The sequence below is a fragment of the Flavobacterium bizetiae genome (genome assembly GCF_024271895.1).
GTDB classification, from domain to species: domain Bacteria; phylum Bacteroidota; class Bacteroidia; order Flavobacteriales; family Flavobacteriaceae; genus Flavobacterium; species Flavobacterium bizetiae.
In genome coordinates, this window is the sequence record NZ_CP091861.1 from 2795724 (window position 1) to 2815293 (window position 19570).

General features: G+C 35.4%; 11 protein-coding genes. 4 read left to right on the plus strand and 7 right to left on the minus strand.

What is annotated here, in order from left to right:
- Positions 1-128 precede the first annotated feature (128 nt).
- Positions 129-1865, minus strand: a complete 1737-nt coding sequence (locus L0669_RS12125; protein ID WP_263763804.1) for a thiamine pyrophosphate-dependent enzyme — start codon at positions 1863-1865, stop codon at positions 129-131.
- A 683-nt stretch (positions 1866-2548) separates the two neighbouring features.
- Positions 2549-3076 carry a hypothetical protein gene (locus L0669_RS12130; RefSeq protein ID WP_173970438.1) on the minus strand — a complete coding sequence of 176 codons (528 nt, stop codon included), beginning with the start codon at positions 3074-3076 and terminating at the stop codon, positions 2549-2551.
- Positions 3077-3476: 400 nt separating this feature from the next.
- On the opposite strand from L0669_RS12130, the gene guaA reads away from it, so the two are divergent.
- The 4 genes from guaA (at position 3477) to L0669_RS12150 (ending at position 9552) form a co-directional block, all read left to right on the plus strand.
- On the plus strand, positions 3477-5006 hold the full coding sequence (gene guaA / locus L0669_RS12135) for a glutamine-hydrolyzing GMP synthase (RefSeq protein ID WP_173970439.1): 1530 nt from the start codon (positions 3477-3479) through the stop codon (positions 5004-5006).
- 61 nt (positions 5007-5067) lie between these two features.
- Positions 5068-6981 carry a muramidase family protein gene (locus L0669_RS12140; protein WP_263763806.1) on the plus strand — a complete coding sequence of 638 codons (1914 nt, stop codon included), beginning with the start codon at positions 5068-5070 and terminating at the stop codon, positions 6979-6981.
- A 97-nt stretch (positions 6982-7078) separates the two neighbouring features.
- A complete protein-coding gene (locus L0669_RS12145) occupies positions 7079-9151 on the plus strand; it encodes a PBP1 and LysM peptidoglycan-binding domain-containing protein (RefSeq protein ID WP_263763808.1) in 2073 nt (690 codons plus the stop codon).
- A complete protein-coding gene (locus L0669_RS12150; RefSeq protein WP_173970442.1) occupies positions 9151-9552 on the plus strand; it encodes an OsmC family protein in 402 nt (133 codons plus the stop codon). Before L0669_RS12145 ends, L0669_RS12150 begins: the two co-directional genes overlap by 1 nt.
- A gap of 359 nt (positions 9553-9911) precedes the next feature.
- Here the strand turns inward: L0669_RS12150 and L0669_RS12155 are convergent, their stop codons facing one another.
- From L0669_RS12155 to L0669_RS12175, 5 genes are all read right to left on the minus strand, one after another.
- On the minus strand, positions 9912-11771 hold the full coding sequence (locus L0669_RS12155) for a glycoside hydrolase family 35 protein (RefSeq protein ID WP_263763810.1): 1860 nt from the start codon (positions 11769-11771) through the stop codon (positions 9912-9914).
- 87 nt (positions 11772-11858) lie between these two features.
- Entirely contained in the window at positions 11859-13214 is a 1356-nt protein-coding gene (locus L0669_RS12160) for a Gfo/Idh/MocA family protein (protein WP_263763945.1), read from the minus strand.
- 121 nt (positions 13215-13335) lie between these two features.
- Positions 13336-14649 carry a DUF3472 domain-containing protein gene (locus L0669_RS12165; RefSeq protein WP_263763812.1) on the minus strand — a complete coding sequence of 438 codons (1314 nt, stop codon included), beginning with the start codon at positions 14647-14649 and terminating at the stop codon, positions 13336-13338.
- Between the two features lie 88 nt (positions 14650-14737).
- On the minus strand, positions 14738-16435 hold the full coding sequence (locus L0669_RS12170; protein ID WP_263763814.1) for a RagB/SusD family nutrient uptake outer membrane protein: 1698 nt from the start codon (positions 16433-16435) through the stop codon (positions 14738-14740).
- 9 nt (positions 16436-16444) lie between these two features.
- Positions 16445-19528 (minus strand): SusC/RagA family TonB-linked outer membrane protein, encoded by a 3084-nt coding sequence (locus L0669_RS12175; protein WP_263763816.1) that lies wholly within the window; start codon positions 19526-19528, stop codon positions 16445-16447.
- Positions 19529-19570: the final 42 nt, after the last annotated feature.

Below are 19570 nucleotides of genomic sequence, written 5' to 3' on the forward strand. Positions count from 1 at the left end.
GAACACGAATTGCACGAATTTGCACAAATTTTTGATGAGTACTTTAAGTTTGCGAAATTAATTTCACAAATAGAATTGGTGCAAATTCGTGTAATTAGTGTTTGTATTTTGAGTATGAAAAATCAGTTTTAGATGCCTTCTTTTAAATGCTTATAATTAGATTTAATAGTTTCTAAAACTTCTTCCATTTTACCGCCGAGCATTAATCGGGTCATCGATTTTGCCATTCCTACCACTTGTTCCCATTCGACTTTTGGCGGCATTGCCAATGCATTTGGATTCGTGAATATATTTAGTAAAACAGGACCATTATGTCTGAACGCATTTTCGATTGCAGTTTCAACTTCTTCGGGTTTGTGAACATTTACGCCCTGAAATCCCATGGCTTGGGCAATTAATCCAAAGTCAGGATTTACCATATCGGTTTCGTTATCGGGTAAACCATTTACTTCCATTTCGAGTTTTACCATTCCCAAAGCGCGATTATTAAAAACAATAATTTTTACAGGAATATTATATTGATGAATGGTTGCCAAATCGCCCAAAAGCATCGACAAACCACCATCGCCACACATGGCAATAACTTGTCTTTCAGGATGTGCGAGAGCCACTCCAATTGCCATTGGCATTGCGTTTGCCATAGATCCGTGATTAAAAGAACCCAGCATTTTTCGTTCGCCGGTTCCTTTTATAAAACGGGCTCCCCAAACGCAGGTCATTCCGGTGTCGACCGTAAAAATAGCATCTTTACTGGCTAATTTATCAATAATATGTGCTACATATTCAGGCTGAATGGTGTCTTCTCCGCCATTATCATTAATATAAGTGTTCATGTTTTCTTTTACGCTGGCATATAATTTAAGCTGCGCTTGCAAAAAACTATCATCTGTTTTGGTTTCCAGCAATGGCAATAAAGCTTCGATAGTATCAGCTACATCGCCACATAATCCCATATAAAGATTGGCTCTTCGGCCTAAACGTTCCGTGCTTGTATCGATTTGAATGATTTTATTGTCTGAAGGCATGAATTTATCATACGGAAAATCGGTTCCTAATAATAAAACTAAATGCGATTCGTGCATACTATGATAAGCAGAAGGCTGTCCGAGTAAACCTGTCATTCCTATTTCATTTGGATTATTAGGCTGAATGCTCATTTTTCCTCTAAAAGAATATCCTACAGGAGCTTTAATATGTTGCGATAATTGTACGACCTGATCGTGTGCTTTTTCGGCACCAATCCCGCAGAATAAAGTGATTTTGGTACTCTCATTTATTGCTTTGGCCAAATGTTGTAATTCAGAATCAGAAGGTCTGATGACAGGATTGCAATGAAAATACTGGGTCGAGATATTACTTTCAACCGCTTTTAGCTCAGAGACATCTCCGGGTAAACCAATCACAGCAACACCTTTTTTGCCCAAAGCGTGTTGAATGGCAGTTTGTATAATTCGGGGAGCTTGTTCGGCGGTCATAATCATTTGATTGTAATAACTACAATCGTCGAAAAGTTTAATGGTATTGGTTTCCTGAAAATAATCCATTCCCATTTCGCTTGTATTTATTGTCGAGGCGATCGCTAATAAAGGTACATGCGAGCGATGTGCATCGTATAATCCGTTGATTAAATGTACGTGACCCGGGCCACAACTTCCGGCACAAACCGCAAAGCCGTCTAATTCTGCTTCAGCTGCTGCGGCGTAAGCTCCAACTTCTTCATGACGAACATGAATCCATTTTATTTTTCCGTTTCTGCGTATCGCGTCATTAAAATGATTTAAACTATCACCGGTAACTGCGTAAACGCGTTTTACTCCGGCCTCTACCAACATGTCAACTAATTGTTCTGCAACTATTTTACTCATGGATTATATTTTTAAAATTAATATTTCGATCGTATAACATTGGTTATGGTTTACTTTCTTAATAATTATATTTTAAGATACACTTGGTGATGATGTAAAAGCGGTTTTTGGTATGGGTTTATAAATTTAGGGATTTTTTTTGAGTTACTAAGGTTCTAAGCTGCTAAGGTTCTAAGTTTTTTTTTGAAGGTTTTGAGGTTCTAAGCTGCTATTCCAAGGCTTCGGGCAATGCCATTAAGTTAATATATTTTAGATTGTGTTCCATCGGAACACCTCATTGGTAGAAAAAAGAGTGCATGGTGAGAAACATCGTCCCATTGGGATGTTTGATAAATTGTATAGGTAATCTGTATATGTTTAACAATTATTATTTATAAAATCAAACGTTCTTACGGAACGTGAAAAAACGCCGTATTTATTGAACAACCAATGAAATGTTCCGATGGAACAAAAAAAGTGATGAGATATTATCCTTAACAAATTGTTCCATTGGATTTTTCTTTAACTTGATGAGATTGGACTTCGGGACTAAGTTTTTCTTTTTAGGAAATACAAAAAAGGTTCAAAGGAACAAGTTTTTGATCTTGTTTACCTTTGAACCTTCGTTTTTAAGAATCGAAGATTCTAGTTTTTTTAAACTTAGTCCCGAAGCCTCGGGATAGCAACTCAGAACCTAAGAACCTTTAGAAAGGATCTGCTGTTACTCTAAACTTCATATCTGCTTTTACGGTTACATCTTTCGTAAGGGTTTCTTTTAAGGTAACTTGTGTTCTGATTTTGTATTTATCGGCTTTGATGTATCGATCTAGTCTTGCATCGGTACAAATTAAATCGATGGTATTGCTCGTAGAGTTAATGTTGTCCTGATATGCCAATTCGATTTCATCAGAATCTGTTGTAGAAATATACAAATGAATGGATTTCAAAAATGTGAAATTTTTATCAGACGGATCGGAAATCGATAATTTAAGTGATCTGATTTTTACATCTTTGACTAACTCAGCTTTGGTTTTGTTGTTTTTAAATTCGGCTGAAGAATTTGTAGTAACATCAGGCGTGATTATTTCTGATGGTAAATTAATTGGTGAAGTACTTTTTATTTTTATTGAGGTTTCATTAGAAATAGTAAAACTCAATAAGTCGTCGATGGCATCGCATGAACTTAAAAATACAAATAATAATAGGGAAAGGGCAACTAGTTTTGATTTCATAAATATGGTTTTTCTCTAAATACGATGTTTTTTGAAAGTTGGATTTTTCTTTTTTAGGTACAAAGTAACAAAGGTTCAAAGTAACAAAGAAACGACTCAATGAAATCATCGGTTTTAAATATTTAAACCTTTGTGAATCTGAATTTTTGTGCTTAAAAAATGGGAACAATGAAAAAAATAATAATTTTTCATTATTGCGATTTTAAATGTGATGTTTTTGGAAGTTGTTTTTTTTAAGGTTCAAATGAATAAAGAAAAGACTTAATAAAATCATCAATTTTAAACCTTTGAACCTTTGTGGCTCTGAACCTTTGTGCCTAAAAATGGGAACAATGAAAAAAAATAATAATTTTTCATTGTTCCGATTTTTAAGATTGAAATATAAAAAGTATTTTTGCGCATGCAACACAACGTACTTATTTTAGATTTCGGATCGCAATATACACAGCTTATTGCGCGTAGAGTTCGCGAATTAAATATATTCTGCGAAATTTTCCCTTACAATCACTTTCCTAGTGATTTATCACCTTATAAAGCCGTAATTTTAGGAGGAAGCCCATTTTCTGTTCGTGCAGAAGATGCTCCACATCCTGATTTATCTCAAATTCGAGGCAAGCTACCTATGTTGGCAGTTTGTTACGGAGCACAATATTTAGCTCACTTTAGTGGAGGTGAAGTTGCTGCTTCGAACACCAGAGAATACGGTAGAGCAAATTTATCTTATATTAAAGAAGGTGAAACTTTCTTTAACGGAGTTTCAGAAAACAGCCAGGTTTGGATGAGCCATAGCGATAGTATCAAAGCGCTTCCAACCAATGCAGTAAAATTAGCAAGTACACATGATGTAGAATTTGCTGCTTATAAAATTGAAGGCGAAACTACTTATGCTATTCAGTATCACCCTGAAGTTTTCCATTCTACGGATGGATCAAAAATGCTAAAAAACTTTTTAGTAGATATTGCTGATGTTCCTCAAAACTTTACACCAAATGCTTTCGTAGAAGAAATGGTGGGAGAATTAAAAGAGAAATTAGGAGATGATAAAGTTGTTTTAGGATTGTCAGGCGGAGTAGATTCTACTGTAGCGGCAGTTTTATTGCACCAGGCAATTGGTAAAAACTTATATTGTATTTTCGTAAATAACGGTTTACTTCGTAAAAACGAATTCCAAAATGTATTAGATCAATACAAAGGAATGGGATTGAACGTAAAAGGAGTAGATGCCGGAGATCGTTTCTTAAGCGAATTGGCCGGAATCAGTGATCCTGAAACTAAACGTAAAACTATTGGTCGTGTATTTATCGAAGTTTTTGATGATGAATCACACTTAATCGAAGATGTAAAATGGTTGGCTCAGGGAACTATTTATCCTGACGTAATCGAATCAGTTTCGGTAAAAGGACCATCGGCAACAATTAAATCTCACCATAATGTAGGTGGATTGCCGGATTATATGAAATTAAAAATTGTAGAACCACTTAGAATGTTGTTTAAAGACGAGGTTCGAAGAGTTGGTGCTACTTTAGGAATAGATCCTGAATTATTAGGAAGACACCCTTTCCCGGGACCAGGATTATCAATCAGAATTTTAGGAGATATTACTCCGGAGAAAGTTCAAATCTTACAAGATGTTGATTCGGTATTTATAGAAGGATTAAAATCTTGGGGATTATACGATAAAGTTTGGCAGGCTGGAGCAATTTTGCTTCCGGTAAACAGTGTTGGTGTTATGGGTGATGAGCGTACTTACGAAAAAGTAGTAGCGCTTAGAGCTGTAGAATCAACAGATGGTATGACTGCTGACTGGGTTCATTTACCTTACGATTTCTTGATGAAAGTGTCTAACGACATTATAAATAAAGTAAAAGGCGTGAACCGCGTGGTTTACGATATTAGCTCAAAACCACCAGCAACAATTGAGTGGGAATAGTATTGTTTTTCAAATTAAGGCGTTACATTTGTAATGCCTTAATTTTTTAAACCTACTATTTATGAGAGAATTTTTAACGATTTCTCTTGTCTTTATTTTGTCTTTTAACAAAATAACTGCGCAAGATTCAATTATTGAACACAAAATTCAAAAAGGAGAAACTGCCTATTTTATTGCCCAAAAATACAAGGTTTCGATTGATGAAATTTACAAGCTCAACCCCGAGTCTCAAAACGGAATCAAAGACAATCAAATAATTAAGATTCCGCTTCACCCCGCAGAAAAACAAAATTCAAACCAGCAAATTACTCATGTTGTTGGTGCCAAAGAAACTCTTTTTGGCTTATCGAAACAATATAACGTTTCGGTAGAAGCCATTCAAAATGCAAATCCTATTCTTGCCAACGGACTTCAGATTGGTCAGGAATTAATTATCCCGCAGAATCCTGCCAATCTTTCTAAAACTGAAATTACAACTTCATCAAAAGTAACCCATCAGGTTGTTGCCAAGGAATCCTTGTTTAGCATTGCGAGACAATATAATGTTTCGGTTAGTGATTTAGAAAATTTAAATAAAGACCTTCTTTTAAACGGATTACAAATTGGTCAGACGATTTCAATTCCAAACAAAAGAAAAACTTTAGACGGAAGAGTTCGTGTAATCAATCAGGAAACTGTTTTTCATGTGGTCGAGCCTAAGGAAACTAAATTTTCGATCGCTAAGAAATATGGTATTACTATCGAACAATTAGAATCTCAAAATCCGGAAATTGTAAACGGATTAATTGTTGGGAATAAATTAGCCATTAATACAAAAGAAGTTAAACCGACAAACGAGAGTGAAGAATTGATGTTGGCTCTTGCCGAAAAACAAGTGGTAGTCGAAAAAGGAAAAGCCAAAACGGTTGAATTAGAAGATTTAAAAGACAGATTGGTGGTTCAGAAAGAAATGAATCAGAAGATTATTAAGATTAATGATCTGAAAGTAAATCTGAACGATATGAATGGTTCCAGGGAGAATTCGGTTGAAAAATTACGTTTGGTTTTAGAAGCCAATAAAAATGTACAGGATATTTTAATGGCAAAATTAGATTCGCTGGTAAACACGATGAACAATGATTTGGTCGATTTAAAAAGAATGGACATTTTGAATGTGGATGAATCAAAAAGATTAGAAAAGCGATCGTATGAAAGCATCGGCAAAACCAGTGAATTATCTTCGCAACTTAAAAAAGAGTTAGCCGAAAACAGAAAGGCGTATGCCGGTTTAATGAATAAAGTTGAAAAGATTGCTGTTGAAGAAAATCAGGAATACAAGAAGAAAATCCGCGAAAGCGAAAAAAATACGAATGCTACCTCTTTACAACAACGCCTTTCTCTAGAAGAAATAAAGCGTTATAAAATAGAGCAGGAGCAGGGTGATGCACAGAATCAACTTTTAATTGCTAAAATTGATTCGCTGGATACTCAGAAAAAGATTGAAGTAAAACGACATATCAGTAAAGCGACTTATTATAGTATGGAAGCGCGAAAGTTTGATGATAAATTGGCTTTGATCAAACTGAAAAAGTATCAGGATGAAGCGATTAAGAAACAGGATAAATCGGCTTCAACATTATCTTCAAAAACAATTTCTTTGGAAGAAATGAAGCAGGAATTAAAGGAGAATCCGCTTAGAACTGACAAAACAGTAAAAGTTGAAGTTTATGATAATCTTAAAGAAGTTTCAAACGGCTATTACTTAGTTTTAGGTATATTTACAGACGCAACGCTAAGAGATAAGCTCATTATGAAACTCATTGATTCTGGCGATTTTAACGCTAGTTTCTTCTTTAATATCAACAGTCTTTCGTACTATGTTTACTCAGATAAGTACCAAAATATGGAAGAAGTGCTCTATAAATGCAAGAAAATGGAAGAAGATGAGTTATATAAAGAGGTTGTTATTGCTAAGATCGAAATTGATCTTAGATAATAATTAGCGGCGAAATAACAAGTGGCAAGAATCTTGCTTTAATGAGAACTTAGTTACTTGTTTTGAATTAGAAAATTAAATTGTTTTAAGCTTTATTATGAAATATTATTCAACTCTATTGTTTCTTGTTTTTTTTGTAACGTTTTCTGCTTTTTCACAAGAAAAGGTCATTAAATATACGGTTGCGAATGGGGAAACTATTAACCAGATTGCTGTAAAATTTAAGGTTACGCCTTATGATATTTATGCATTAAACCCGGATGCCAGAAGTGGTATAAAACCTAATACTGTTTTGTTGATTCCTGCAAATGGTACAAAATCTGCGGCGGCTAAGACAGAAACAGCTGTGGCAAAAACGGGCGGTAATACAAAAGAAATAATTCATGAGGTACAGCCAAAAGAAACTTTTTATAGTATCGAAAAAAAGTATGGTATCTCTGATGAAGCTTTGAAAGCTGCAAATCCTACTTTAGAAAAAACCGGAGTTCAGATTGGGCAGAAACTGGTGATTCCTGCAAAAGGATCAGCGGCAAAATCGCTTGTGGCTGCAGAAAAACCAGCGAAAGAAAAAGCTCAGGAAAAATATGTATATCACGATGTTGTGGCAAAAGAAACGAAGTTTTCGATCGCCAAACAATATGGTATTACAATTGAAGAATTAGAAAAACGCAATCCTGAAATTGTATCGAATTTACCAATTGGTTACCGATTAACGATAAAAGGAAAAGCGCCTAAAACAGAAACTTCAAGTGCTGCAGCTACTACTGCTGCAAAACCGGTTGAAACGGCTAAAAAAGCGACAACCTATATGGAGTATCAGGTAAAACCAAAAGAAACTTTTTATAGTTTAGGGAGAACTTTTCATATTTCTCAGGAAGAATTAACGGCATTGAATCCGTCGCTTTCTGAAGGAGTAAAAGAAGGAATGGTTTTAAAAGTTCCGGCAGGATATTTAGCGCCGGCTCCAATAATTCCGCAACAACAACCTATTGAAAAACCAATTGAAAGTTCTAATACCGGAGGTTCTATACAAATTGTAGATAAAGTGAAATCTGAAACGGTTTCTGTTAATCCTGAAGTGGTAGAACTAACGAAAAAAAGAGGTCAAAACGAGCGTAAAAAACTGGTTTTATTGTTGCCATTTAACTTAGCTAAAATGCAAAATGATACCGCAAGCACTGCTAACCGTATTAAAAATGACAAGTTTTTAAACATGACTCTTGATTTTTATTCAGGAGCAATGATGGCGATTGACTCGGCTAAAACGTTGAAATTGCCAATAGATGTTGCTATTTATGATTCGCAGGAAACGAAAACGACGTCGAATGTTTCGACTTTGATTGCTCAGAATAAATTACAGGATGCTCATGCAGTGATAGGGCCATTTTACCAAAGCAATGCCGAAGCTACGGCAAATACATTGCGTATGTATAATGTTCCGGTGATTTCTCCATTATCAAAAGATAAAGCAAACCCAATTGATAATTTGTATCAGACCATACCTTCTAATGATGTGGTGAGAAATGCTATGTTTGATTATATGCGTGCAAAAAATGGTAATATTGTAGCGGTTGTCGATAAAAAGAAAGAATCAGTTATTAGTTATATCAAACAAAACCAAAAAGGGGTTGTGTTTGCTGCTTTGACAGAAACTGGTGGTCTGGATGTAGCGAATTTAAAAAGCTTGTTATTGCCAAACAGAATGAATTATGTGGTGATGGAAACCGGAAATACTGCTATGGTAAAAAGCACTATAAAAGCTTTGCTGGATGCACAAAAAACATGTCAGGTACAATTGGTAATTTTAGAGCCAAACAGTACGTTAGATACTGACGAAATTAGTTTTGATAATCTTGTAAAACTAAAATTAATGTATCCGTCTGTAACGCGCGAAAGTGATGAGCCTGGAGTTTTAATCTTCGATAAAGAATACAGATTAAAAAATAAAATAAATCCAAATACTTATGCAACTCGTGGTTTTGATGTAACTTTTGATACGATGATGCGTTTGGTACAAGGTAAAACATATCAGGAAACAGCTGATTTAATGACAACAGAACAAGTAGATAATAAATTTCAGTTTTATAAAAAAGAGGATGGAGGACACGCTAATAAAGGAGTCTACATTTTATATTATGATACTGACTTAACTTTAAAAGTAGCGAATTAATGACATCAAAAGTAACCTATTTAGGAGATTTAAGAACACAATCAATACATGTGCAATCAGGAAGCGAGATTATCTCTGATGCACCTTTGGACAATAACGGAAAAGGAGAAGCTTTTTCTCCAACAGATACTGTTGCCAATGCTTTAGCAAGTTGTATGATGACTATTATGGGCATCAAAGCGCGTGATTTAGGCGTAGATTTTATTGGTTCAACTGCCGAAGTAACGAAGATAATGAATGCTGAACCAAGAAGAATTGGGGCAATTGAAATTGTTTTTGATATGCAGGGTGTTGAAGAGGAAAAAAGCAGAACAATTCTGGAACGCGCCGGAATGACTTGTCCGGTATTCTTGAGTTTAAGTAGTGAAATCGAAAAGAAAATTACTTTTAACTGGAAGTAATTTTTTGAACTAATAATATTAAAAAACCATTCGCTATGACGAATGATTTTTTGTTTTCAGGCGCAAAGCTTAAACGTAATATTGTCATTTCGACGAAGGAGAAATCACACTCGAGATTTACAAAGATTTGCGATTTTCTTTGCGGAGATTCTGGTGTGATTTCTCCTTCGTCGAAATGACAAAACCTTTGCGCTTTTGTGTTTTTGCGAGATTAATTTTGTTTTGTAAAAGTTTAAGTAAGTCTAAAATAAAATCAGCGTCTATCAGCTTAAATCAGTAAAATCTGCGTGAAAAATCTTTTTTAATTCTTTTAATCTGTGGCTAAAGAATTCTCTCGCAGATTCTGCAGATTTTATTTTTTATAAACCTTTTTCTGGTTTTAAAGCTTCCAGAATTGGAGTTAGAATAGTCTTTACTTCTTTTTGAATAGTTTCATTTTTTTGTTCGAAAATGACAATGCTGTTTTTGCCTTTTTTGAGCCAACATCCCGGTAAATATAGAGTTTGCTGTGGGCCAACGCTCCAGTAACGTCCAATGTTAATTCCGTTTACAAATACAATTCCTTTGCCCCAATCGCGCATGTCCAGAAAGGTATCTCCTGTTTTGTTTAGCGTAAAAGTTCCCTGATATAAAGCAGGACGATTTATTTTGCCTGAATTTTTATAAATTGTCAAATCAGGTTCCTGAGCCATTGGTAATTTGTACATTTCCCAATCTCCTGTGATAGTTTCCCCATTTATGATAACGGGACTTATAATGCCTTTGTTATTAGCATTAATTTGAGAACCATAATTTATGCGTCCCATGTTTTCTACCACAATATCTAAAGTAGCATTAAAAGGAACTTCGATTTCGCAATCGTATTTTTTATAATATCGGTTCAGTTCTGCTACTTTTTTTCCGTTTACATACACAATAGCATAATCGCGTAATCCTTTCAATTCTAATTTCCCGCTAATAGGCTGAGTAAATTTTTTACTGTACCAAACATAACCATCACCTTGATTTAATTGCTCAAAAGTCAACGGATTATCCTCTATAACTGGAGTTATCTTCGATTTTAAATCGGCAAGATCAACCACTTTATTTAAGGTAATATTTGGTATTGCAATAACAGGCATTTTTTCCGGAACAGCCGGGGTTTCGCTTGTTTTTAATAACTCCCTTAAAGCATTGTATTTGGGAGTCGCCCAACCTGCTTCGCTAATAGGAGCATCATAATCGTACGAAGTCATATCAGGCTGTATATCATGTTCTTTGTCGTAATTGGCTCCGGAAGTAAATCCGAAATTAGTTCCGCCATGCACCATATAATAATTAAAAGAAACCTGATTGTCCAGATATTTTTTGGTTTGACGAACGGTTTGTTCCGGTGTTTGGGTTGGGAAGGGTTCTGCCCAATGATCCAGCCAGCCCGGATAAAACTCGGCAACCATATAAGGTCCCTGATTATTATTAAACTGATTCACAACTGTTTTTAGCTTAGTGATATCGCTTTCACCATTGGCAGTTGGTAAAGCCCCCGGCAAAGCTCCGCCTTCAAACAGCCAACTTCCGTCTGATGTAAAAAAAGGCACTTCAAAACCAATATCTTTTAATTGCTGAAAAACGGCAGCGCTGTATTTTTTATGTTCTTCTAAAGAAATGTCTTTACGTTGTGCTACATAAGAACCAAATTCATTTTCGCCCTGAACCATTATAATTGGACCGCCTTTGGTAATTTGCAAATTTTTCACCTGACCGTATAATTCGGTAAAATAGGCTTTGGTTGCGGCCAGATATGCAGCATTATGTCCGCGAATGATCATGTTTGGAACATTTTGCAGAAACCATGGATATCCGCCAAATTCCCACTCAGCGCACACATAAGGACCCGGACGAAGAATAACGAATAAACCTTCTTCTTGTGCTGTTTTGATATATTCGGCTAAGTTTTTATTTCCGGTTTTAAAATCCCAAATTCCCGGAGAAACTTCATGATAGTTCCAGAAAACATATGTGGCTACGGCATTTAAGCCCATTGCTTTCATCATTTTTAAACGATGACGCCAGTAGGGTTGCGGAATTCTGGAATAATGCATTTCACCTGAATGAATCTGAATTGGTTTTCCGTTTAATAAAAAATTACCATCGTTTATGGCAAAAGTTTGTTTTTCTTGTGCAGTTAATGATGGAAGTAGAAAGAAATTAAATAGGAGGATGAAATAAACTTTTTTCATTTTATCTGAATTAATGATGTTTATAAAAAAGCAAGAGAGCAACATCAATTGCGCTCTCTTGCTTAACCTAACTAACCAATAAATTTATTACTCTGAAAATTCTAATTTTTGTAATTTTTTCCATCCGCCACGTGTGAAATCCGGAATTTCTACAGGAGCAGAACCGTTATCAAGAGAAATTTCTGTTAACGGACCTAAGCAAGACCATTCTGCTAAATCGTATACATCCATATCTAACGGAAGTCCTTTTTGTAAACAGTGAATTAATCTGTAATCCATTACGAAATCCATTCCTCCGTGACCACCTACTTTTTTAGCTTGCTCCTCAATATTTTTTACAATTGGGTGTTTGTATTTTTCCATCAAAGCTTTTTTAACATCTTCAGGAACGAATGAATGTGCGCTTAATTTTTCGTGATTTGGTTTTACATCATCTCCTAATGCTGCACCATCTAAAGCATACCCTTCTAACGGATATTTGTTAGCAAAACCTTTAGTTCCGCTCAATTGATACATTCTGCTGTATGGGCGAGGCGAAGTAACGTCGTGCTGAATATGGATTGTTTTTCCGTTTTCTGTACGAATCATAGTCATAGTATGATCTCCGTTTCTAAAGTCTTTAATTTCCTGACCTGATTTTTCTTTGATGTAAGCAGGATTTCCTACTGCTTTTGTATCCATAGAAACTAAAAAGTTCATTTTATCTCCACGGTGAATATTCAAAGCCTGACAAGCTGGTCCCATACCGTGAGTAGCGTAAATATCGCCACGGTGTTTGATGTTGTAATCCATTCTCCAGTTGTTCCAGTATTCTCCCCAAAAAGGCTGAAGACCGTGAATGTAAGAACCTTCGGCATGAAGAATTTCTCCAAATACACCTTGTTGTGCCATGTTTAATGTCGTTAATTCGAAGAAATCGTAAACGCAATTTTCAAGTTGCATACAATGTTTACGTGTTTTTTCAGAAGTATCGATAAGATCCCAAATTTCTTTCATAGTCATAGCTCCCGGAACTTCGATTGCTACGTGTTTACCATCTTTCATTGCCTGAACACCAATAATAGCGTGATGTTTCCAGTCGGTTGCGATGTAAACTAAATCAACATTTGGCAAAGCGGTAACTTTTCTCCATGCATTTTCATCTCCAAAAAATTCTTGTGCTTTAGGAAGTCCGGCTTTAGTTAAAATTTCATTAGCAGATTGTGTGTTTTTTTGTGTCATATCGCAAAGTGCTACGATTTCTACTCCAGGAATATGCGTCATACGCTCAACTGCTCCAGGACCACGCATTCCTAAACCAATAAAAGCAACACGAACCGTTGGAATTGGATCAGTAGCCAAACGCAAAACATCTTGCTGACCTTTTGGACGGGTTGGTGTTTTGGTCTTGATCATTTGTGCCGATGCAATTGCTCCTCCAAACAAAAGACAGGCCACTAACATGAATTTTAAAATACTAGTTTTCATAATTGAATTAATTTGATTTGAAAATGATGATAATCAAAATGAAGATTATCGGGAATTATTGTTTTTGTGTAAATTGTTTATTTTTTAAAACGTCTTTTTAAGGCAATGTGTCAAAATTTATTTCCGGTTTTTTATTGTTTAAAGGTCTTGTAAAGATCGTTTTTGGTGTTGTATAGTTGTTGAAAAAGCCTCCGTTTTTTAGATAAAATGAATTATTGTCCAATCCGCCGGCAAAATCCATTCGATATTCTTTCGCTCCTGTATTGTCTGTTGTAAAACGAACCGAATTTATTTCTGACCAAATTCCTTTATCGTCGCAAATCCATTGATTGTTGAATAATACTTTACGGGATAAATCGCCTTGCTCCGGAATAAAATTTTCTAAAAACGAATGAAATCTTTTTAAATAAGTATTTGTTTCAGGGCGATTAAAACTAGCGATTAATAGCCATTTTTGCAATTCAGGCGCATAAAAATATGCAGTATATGTTGTTGTATTGTTGTTTTGAGGGAAACCTTGTAATAAAAATTTATAGGTTGTTCCTGCTTTCCAGTTGTATTTCAGATAGCTTTGACCGCCGGAACCTTCATTACCAAATTCGCCTGTATGTACATTCTCGCCTTTTTTTAGCATTTTAATTTTGTGAGATTCAGGAATACTAGCCGGATCATCGGTGTTAAACGGACTCCACACAGAAAATAAAACTCTTCTTTCTGTAGCCGAATTAACCTGAATACCAAAATAGCCTTCTCCAAAACCATTCGCCATAAAATAAGAACCAATTTTATCTTCGTTTTCAGGAACCGTAAGTTCGTTATAATACCATTTTGCATTGACACTTTCAGGAACCTGATAATTTAAATGTACTGATGGTCCGCGTCGTCCCCAATGATAAAAGTTACCTTCGTTATTGGGTACATAAGATATTTTTCCGTCATAATCTGCGCTCGAAATAGTCAGGCGATTTATAGCAGGAAAAAGATTTTTTGTTTTGTTTATTCCTTTGATTTTAACAGCAACATAACCTTCCTGATTTATTTTCCAGGTACCAATGGTTACTGCTTTTTTTGAAGTATCAAATTTTACTTTTTTAGCTTCATTATTAATCGAAAATTCTAATTCTGATTTTCCAAATACTTCTACAGATTCTTCTACTGTTAATTGAAAACTCCCTGCTTTAGAAATTCTGAAATAAACCGTAAAAAATTCCTCAGCATTGGTCCAGTTTTCGATTCCGTTATCTGTAATCGTATTGCTTTCTAAATGTTTAGAACTATAAGCATTTCCGGCCAAAGGAAGTGAAATACTGGTCTTCGGATTCTTTAAAGGATCTTCGGTACTTTCGCTATTTGCCGTGCAGGAAAACGATACGAGTAACGAAGCAAAAAATAAGTAGAATAAGTTTTTCATGTATCGATAGTAATTTATTTTTTAAAATTACCTCTCTAATCAATCCAATTAGAGAGGCTTCAAAAACAAAATAATTCTAAATAAAAAATTATGGATTTTGAGTTAAAGTTCCCGGATAGGCATTAATTTCTGACTGCGGAATGTATTGCACTACTCTTAAACTTGTAGCAGGCCAGTCTGTCATTGGTAAATGAGGACCAGGATAATGACGCGTCATGGTTTGCCCATTTCTGTAAACATCATAACCTCTGTGCGCTTCAAATGCTAATTCTAACTGACGTTCTTCATCTACTAATTGTACGGCATTTGTACTGTTTAATGATGTATAACCACCACCAACAATCGATCTTTCGCGAATAATGTTTAGGTTGGTTAATGCATTATTATAATCACCCTTTTTAACATAAGCTTCTGCCATGTTCAGATACATCTCGGCCAATCTTGAAATTGAAGGAGAGTAGAGGTGAGAATCATTATTTTGCAAAGAACATTTTGTAATGTAAAACATTGGATATACACGATTTAACAACATCATATAATCTTTCTCTCCTGTATAAGTTTTGCCTTCGTATACAATCGAATATTGATTTTCGGCTGCGTTTACCGGAGTTAAATTATAGTCAGTAGTTCCTATTGTGATAAAAAATGAACCATTAGGATTTGTTTTTAATGGTTGTTGCATATAGTTGTAACCGGTTTGAGTACCACCTGCATTTTTTACATCATAAATAAAACGGAATGCCTGAGTTTTGTTTCCTGCGTCGTCTGTCGTGTATTGCGGATCAATAAATGCCCAACGTGCATCTTTCTTTAAACCTGATTTTCTTAATAAATCCAGATATTTGGCACTAGCGTACATTTCACCCCAACCCTGACCTTGAATATTAGCATACATACCGCCAATTCCGTAGTAATGATCAAAACCTGAAAATTCTGAAGCTACTCTTTTTACAGCAAAAATCGTTTCAGTCTGCTCATCAGAATCTGGTGCGTACGTATTGAATTTCATAAAACTTTCACGGCTCAACAATTTATATTTTCCGCTTGTAATTACTTTATTAGCATATTCTATAGCTTGTGTTGCGTATTCCTGATTCGGATTTTCATACGTTCCACTCATATATAAGTATACTCTCGAAAGCATTGCCTGAGCCGCTTCTTTAGTGGCATAGGCTGCAGATCTGTCAACCGTCATTAAAGATTCAGCTTTTTTCAAATCGCTAATTGCTTGTTCGTAAGTATCTTTTACTGTTGATCTGTCTGGTAATCTAAGATTATTTAAATCCGGTGGTAAACCATTTACAATTGGCACACCTAAATTAGTTTCAGGCGATTGTGCATAAGGTCTTCCGTAAGCGCGGCATAGGTAGAAATAAATCATACCTCTTAAATAATAAGCTTCACCAAGCTGTTGGTTTACAGCAGGACTTTCTCCTTCTGAAATCATTTTGATCAAATCACTTGATTGTGATACTATTTTATAACTGTTATTCCAGAAAACAGATAATCTGTCATTGTTAGGAATGTGCTGATACGAAATAAAAGAGTAAAATGAATCTGTAGAAGTTCCTCTAATCATGATGTTATCACCAGGATATTCTCCAACTCTGTGCATAACATCAGACCAGCCTTTTAATTGTGCGTAACAGCCATTTAATAAAACCTCTACGGCAGCTACTTTATCTTGTTCTATTTTGTCTTTTGTGTATGCATTAAATGGTTCTCTGTCTAAATCACAAGAGGACAAGAAACTAATCGCAATACCTAATATAAATATCTTTTTCATGATTTTGTTTTAAAGAGTTAAGTTAAGTCCTAATACAATTTTGCGTGTTGAAGGATAGACCTGCGTTGCAACACCAGAAATGATGTATTGTTGCGTTGCATCATTGTAAGTAGGAGGAAGCTCAGGATCTACACCAGAATAATGACTAATGGTGAAAAGATTTTCTCCGGCGATGTACAATCTTAGATTCGAAATATTAAGACGCGGAATAGGTACATTATATCCAAGGGTAATGCTTCGCATTTTTAAGTATGTTCCGGTTTCTAAGAAACGAGAAGACGCTTTGTTCGACTGGCTATTGTTATCATAAAGTGCCTGAGGATGTGTTGCAATATCTCCCGGTTTTTCCCAACGGCTCCATCCGTTATGAAGTACCATCTGATTTCTGTCGTTGTAAGCACCATCTGAATCAAACTCGGCTCTGGCATAGTTATAAATTTGTCCTCCAACAGAATAACTAAAAATAGCCGAAAAGTCAAAGTTCCTGTAATTTAAAGTAGTAGAGAATCCTCCAAAAAAGTCCGGAGTATAAGTTCCTATTACCTTTTGATTTTTAGAAGCATCAGCGTAACTGCTTGTTTTTACACGCTCTCCGGCAGCATTTGTAGTGAACCATTGTGGTTTTCCATTAGTTGGGTCAACACCTGCCCATTCTGTTAAATACCAGCTGTCAACATCTTTACCCGGAGTTAATAATTTGCTTGCTGAACCCGCAACACCACTACCATCTCCTACAATAATTTGTTTTCTGTCTCCATAAAGGCTTGTTACTTTATTTTTATTCGTACCAATGTTAGCATCTACAGACCAATTAAAATTATCTCCTTTAATAATGTCTACATTAATAGAAGCTTCAAAACCTCTATTGTTTACCGCACCAACGTTTCTCCATATACCAGTAACTCCAATAACTCCCGGAAGCGGTACATAATACAATAAATCAGAAGTGTTTTTATTATAATAATCTAAAGTTATGTTTACTCTTTTAAAGAAACTTACATCCAGACCCACACCAGCTGTAAACGTTTTTTCCCAACTTAAATCAGGATTTGCCAATTGCGAGATTAGCGCTCCAGGACTTTCATTATAACTACTTTTCGAGAAAGAATATAAAGGAAGGTGAGGATATAAACTGTTTGGACGGTTTCCTACCGAACCATAACTCGCTCTAAGTTTTAAGTTATTGATATAATCTGCGTGAAAGAATGCTTCATTATGAATGTTCCATCCACCACTTATAGAATAAAAGTTACCATATTGTGCATTTTTACCAAAGTTAGACGCTCCGTCACGACGAAAAGAAACTTGTGCCAAATAACGGTTATCATACGAATAATTTATATTCGATAACAAAGATTGTACAGCCCATTGTTGTCTTCCACCGCCTACTTTTTCAGGAACAGCAGCAGCATCCGGCGCTACAATTCCAGGAGGAATTCCGGTTGCAATTCCCTGACTGAATTTTCTATTGTATTCATTCCACTCATAACCTGCAATAGCATTAAAGTTATGTTTGCCAAATGATTTATTAAATTTTAATAATTGATTCGTGTAAATTCTGTTATAAGTATCAAAGTTATCTTCAATTCTTCCTTTTACCGCTAATCCGCCAGAAGATCTTGGATCTGTGTAATAGCTTGAATTTGAATTACCAAAAATGTAATTGTTTACAGAAGAAAAAGTCAGCCAGCTTGTAAATTTAATGTCAAAATCAAGATTAGCTCTCACCGTATAATTTTCAGATTCCCCGTAATTCCATTGTAAATCATACAAATAATTTGATCCCGTTGTGTTTACCCAGGTTGGGTTAGGAGCATTTCCTACCAAAGATCCGTCTTCCATATAAGGGCTATCCCATGGCATATTTCCGTACAAAGCACCAACGGAATGTTGTTGATCATAAGTTGTTTCTCTGGTTAAATTGACCTGAGGTCTTAACGTAAACCAAGTGTTTGGTTTGTACTCAAATTTCATTAAACCATTGTATTTTTTGTAATCATAACCTTTAACCGCTCCGGTTTCTTTATAAACACCTACAGAAACGTAACTTTTAAAGTTTTCACCACCGCCGCTTATCGATAAGTTATAATCTTCTGCAATACCCGTTTGAGTAGCATTATCCCACCAGTCAAAGTTTTTATTTCTTAATTCAGGATTCCACCACCAAACATTCTCGAATGCTTGTTTGTTTTCGAATGAATCATATAAATCATATAATTGAGATCCATTCATGATTTTAAAATTCCCGTTATTTAAAGTGGTCATGGCAGTTTTGGCAGAAAAATTAATAACAGCCTTTCCTGTTTTTCCGCTTTTAGTTGTAACGACAATTACACCGTTTGCACCTTGTGAACCATAAACCGCTGTAGAAGCAGCATCTTTAAGAACCGTCAACGTTTCAATATCAGATGGATTCATGTTGGCAGAACTATTCCCCACAATAACTCCGTCAATTACCCATAAAGGATCTGTACTTCCGTTGACGGTGGTTTTTCCTCGAATCACTATTTTTGCTACCGCTCCCGGCTGACCTCCACCTGTATTTACATAAACTCCGGAAGCTTTTCCTGCAAGCATGTTTTCTACGGTAGGAGTCGTTACATCAACAATTTTTTTGCTGTCTAAAGTTTGTAGTGATCCTGTTAAGCTCTCTTTTTTGATCTTGCTGTAACCTACAATCACAACCTCGTTCATTTGCTCGCCAACCTCTTTCATTACTACTTTAAGAGTACTGTTTCCTGCTGGTATTTCCTGATCTTCCATTCCTAAAAAAGTAAAAACCAGTATCGTACCGTCATTTGGAACTTCAATAGCAAAACTTCCGTCGATATCAGTTTGCACTCCTTTCGTTGTGCCTTTTATAACAACATTTACTCCGGGAACCGGAATTCCTTTTTGATCGACAACCTTTCCTTTTACTATTTTCTGAAAAACAGGCAAATTGGTTTCGTTTACCGGAATCTCTTTAGAAGGTGCAGCTGTTGTAATTTGAAAACTTAAAGACAACAAGGAAAGTAATGTTGTTTTTAAACTTTTTTCAAGTACAGTATGCATCCTAAAATTTCTAGGTTTTTTTGAGAATACTTTGTTCATACTCTTGTTTGGTTTTGGTTAATGATTGTGTTTTTGTTAGTC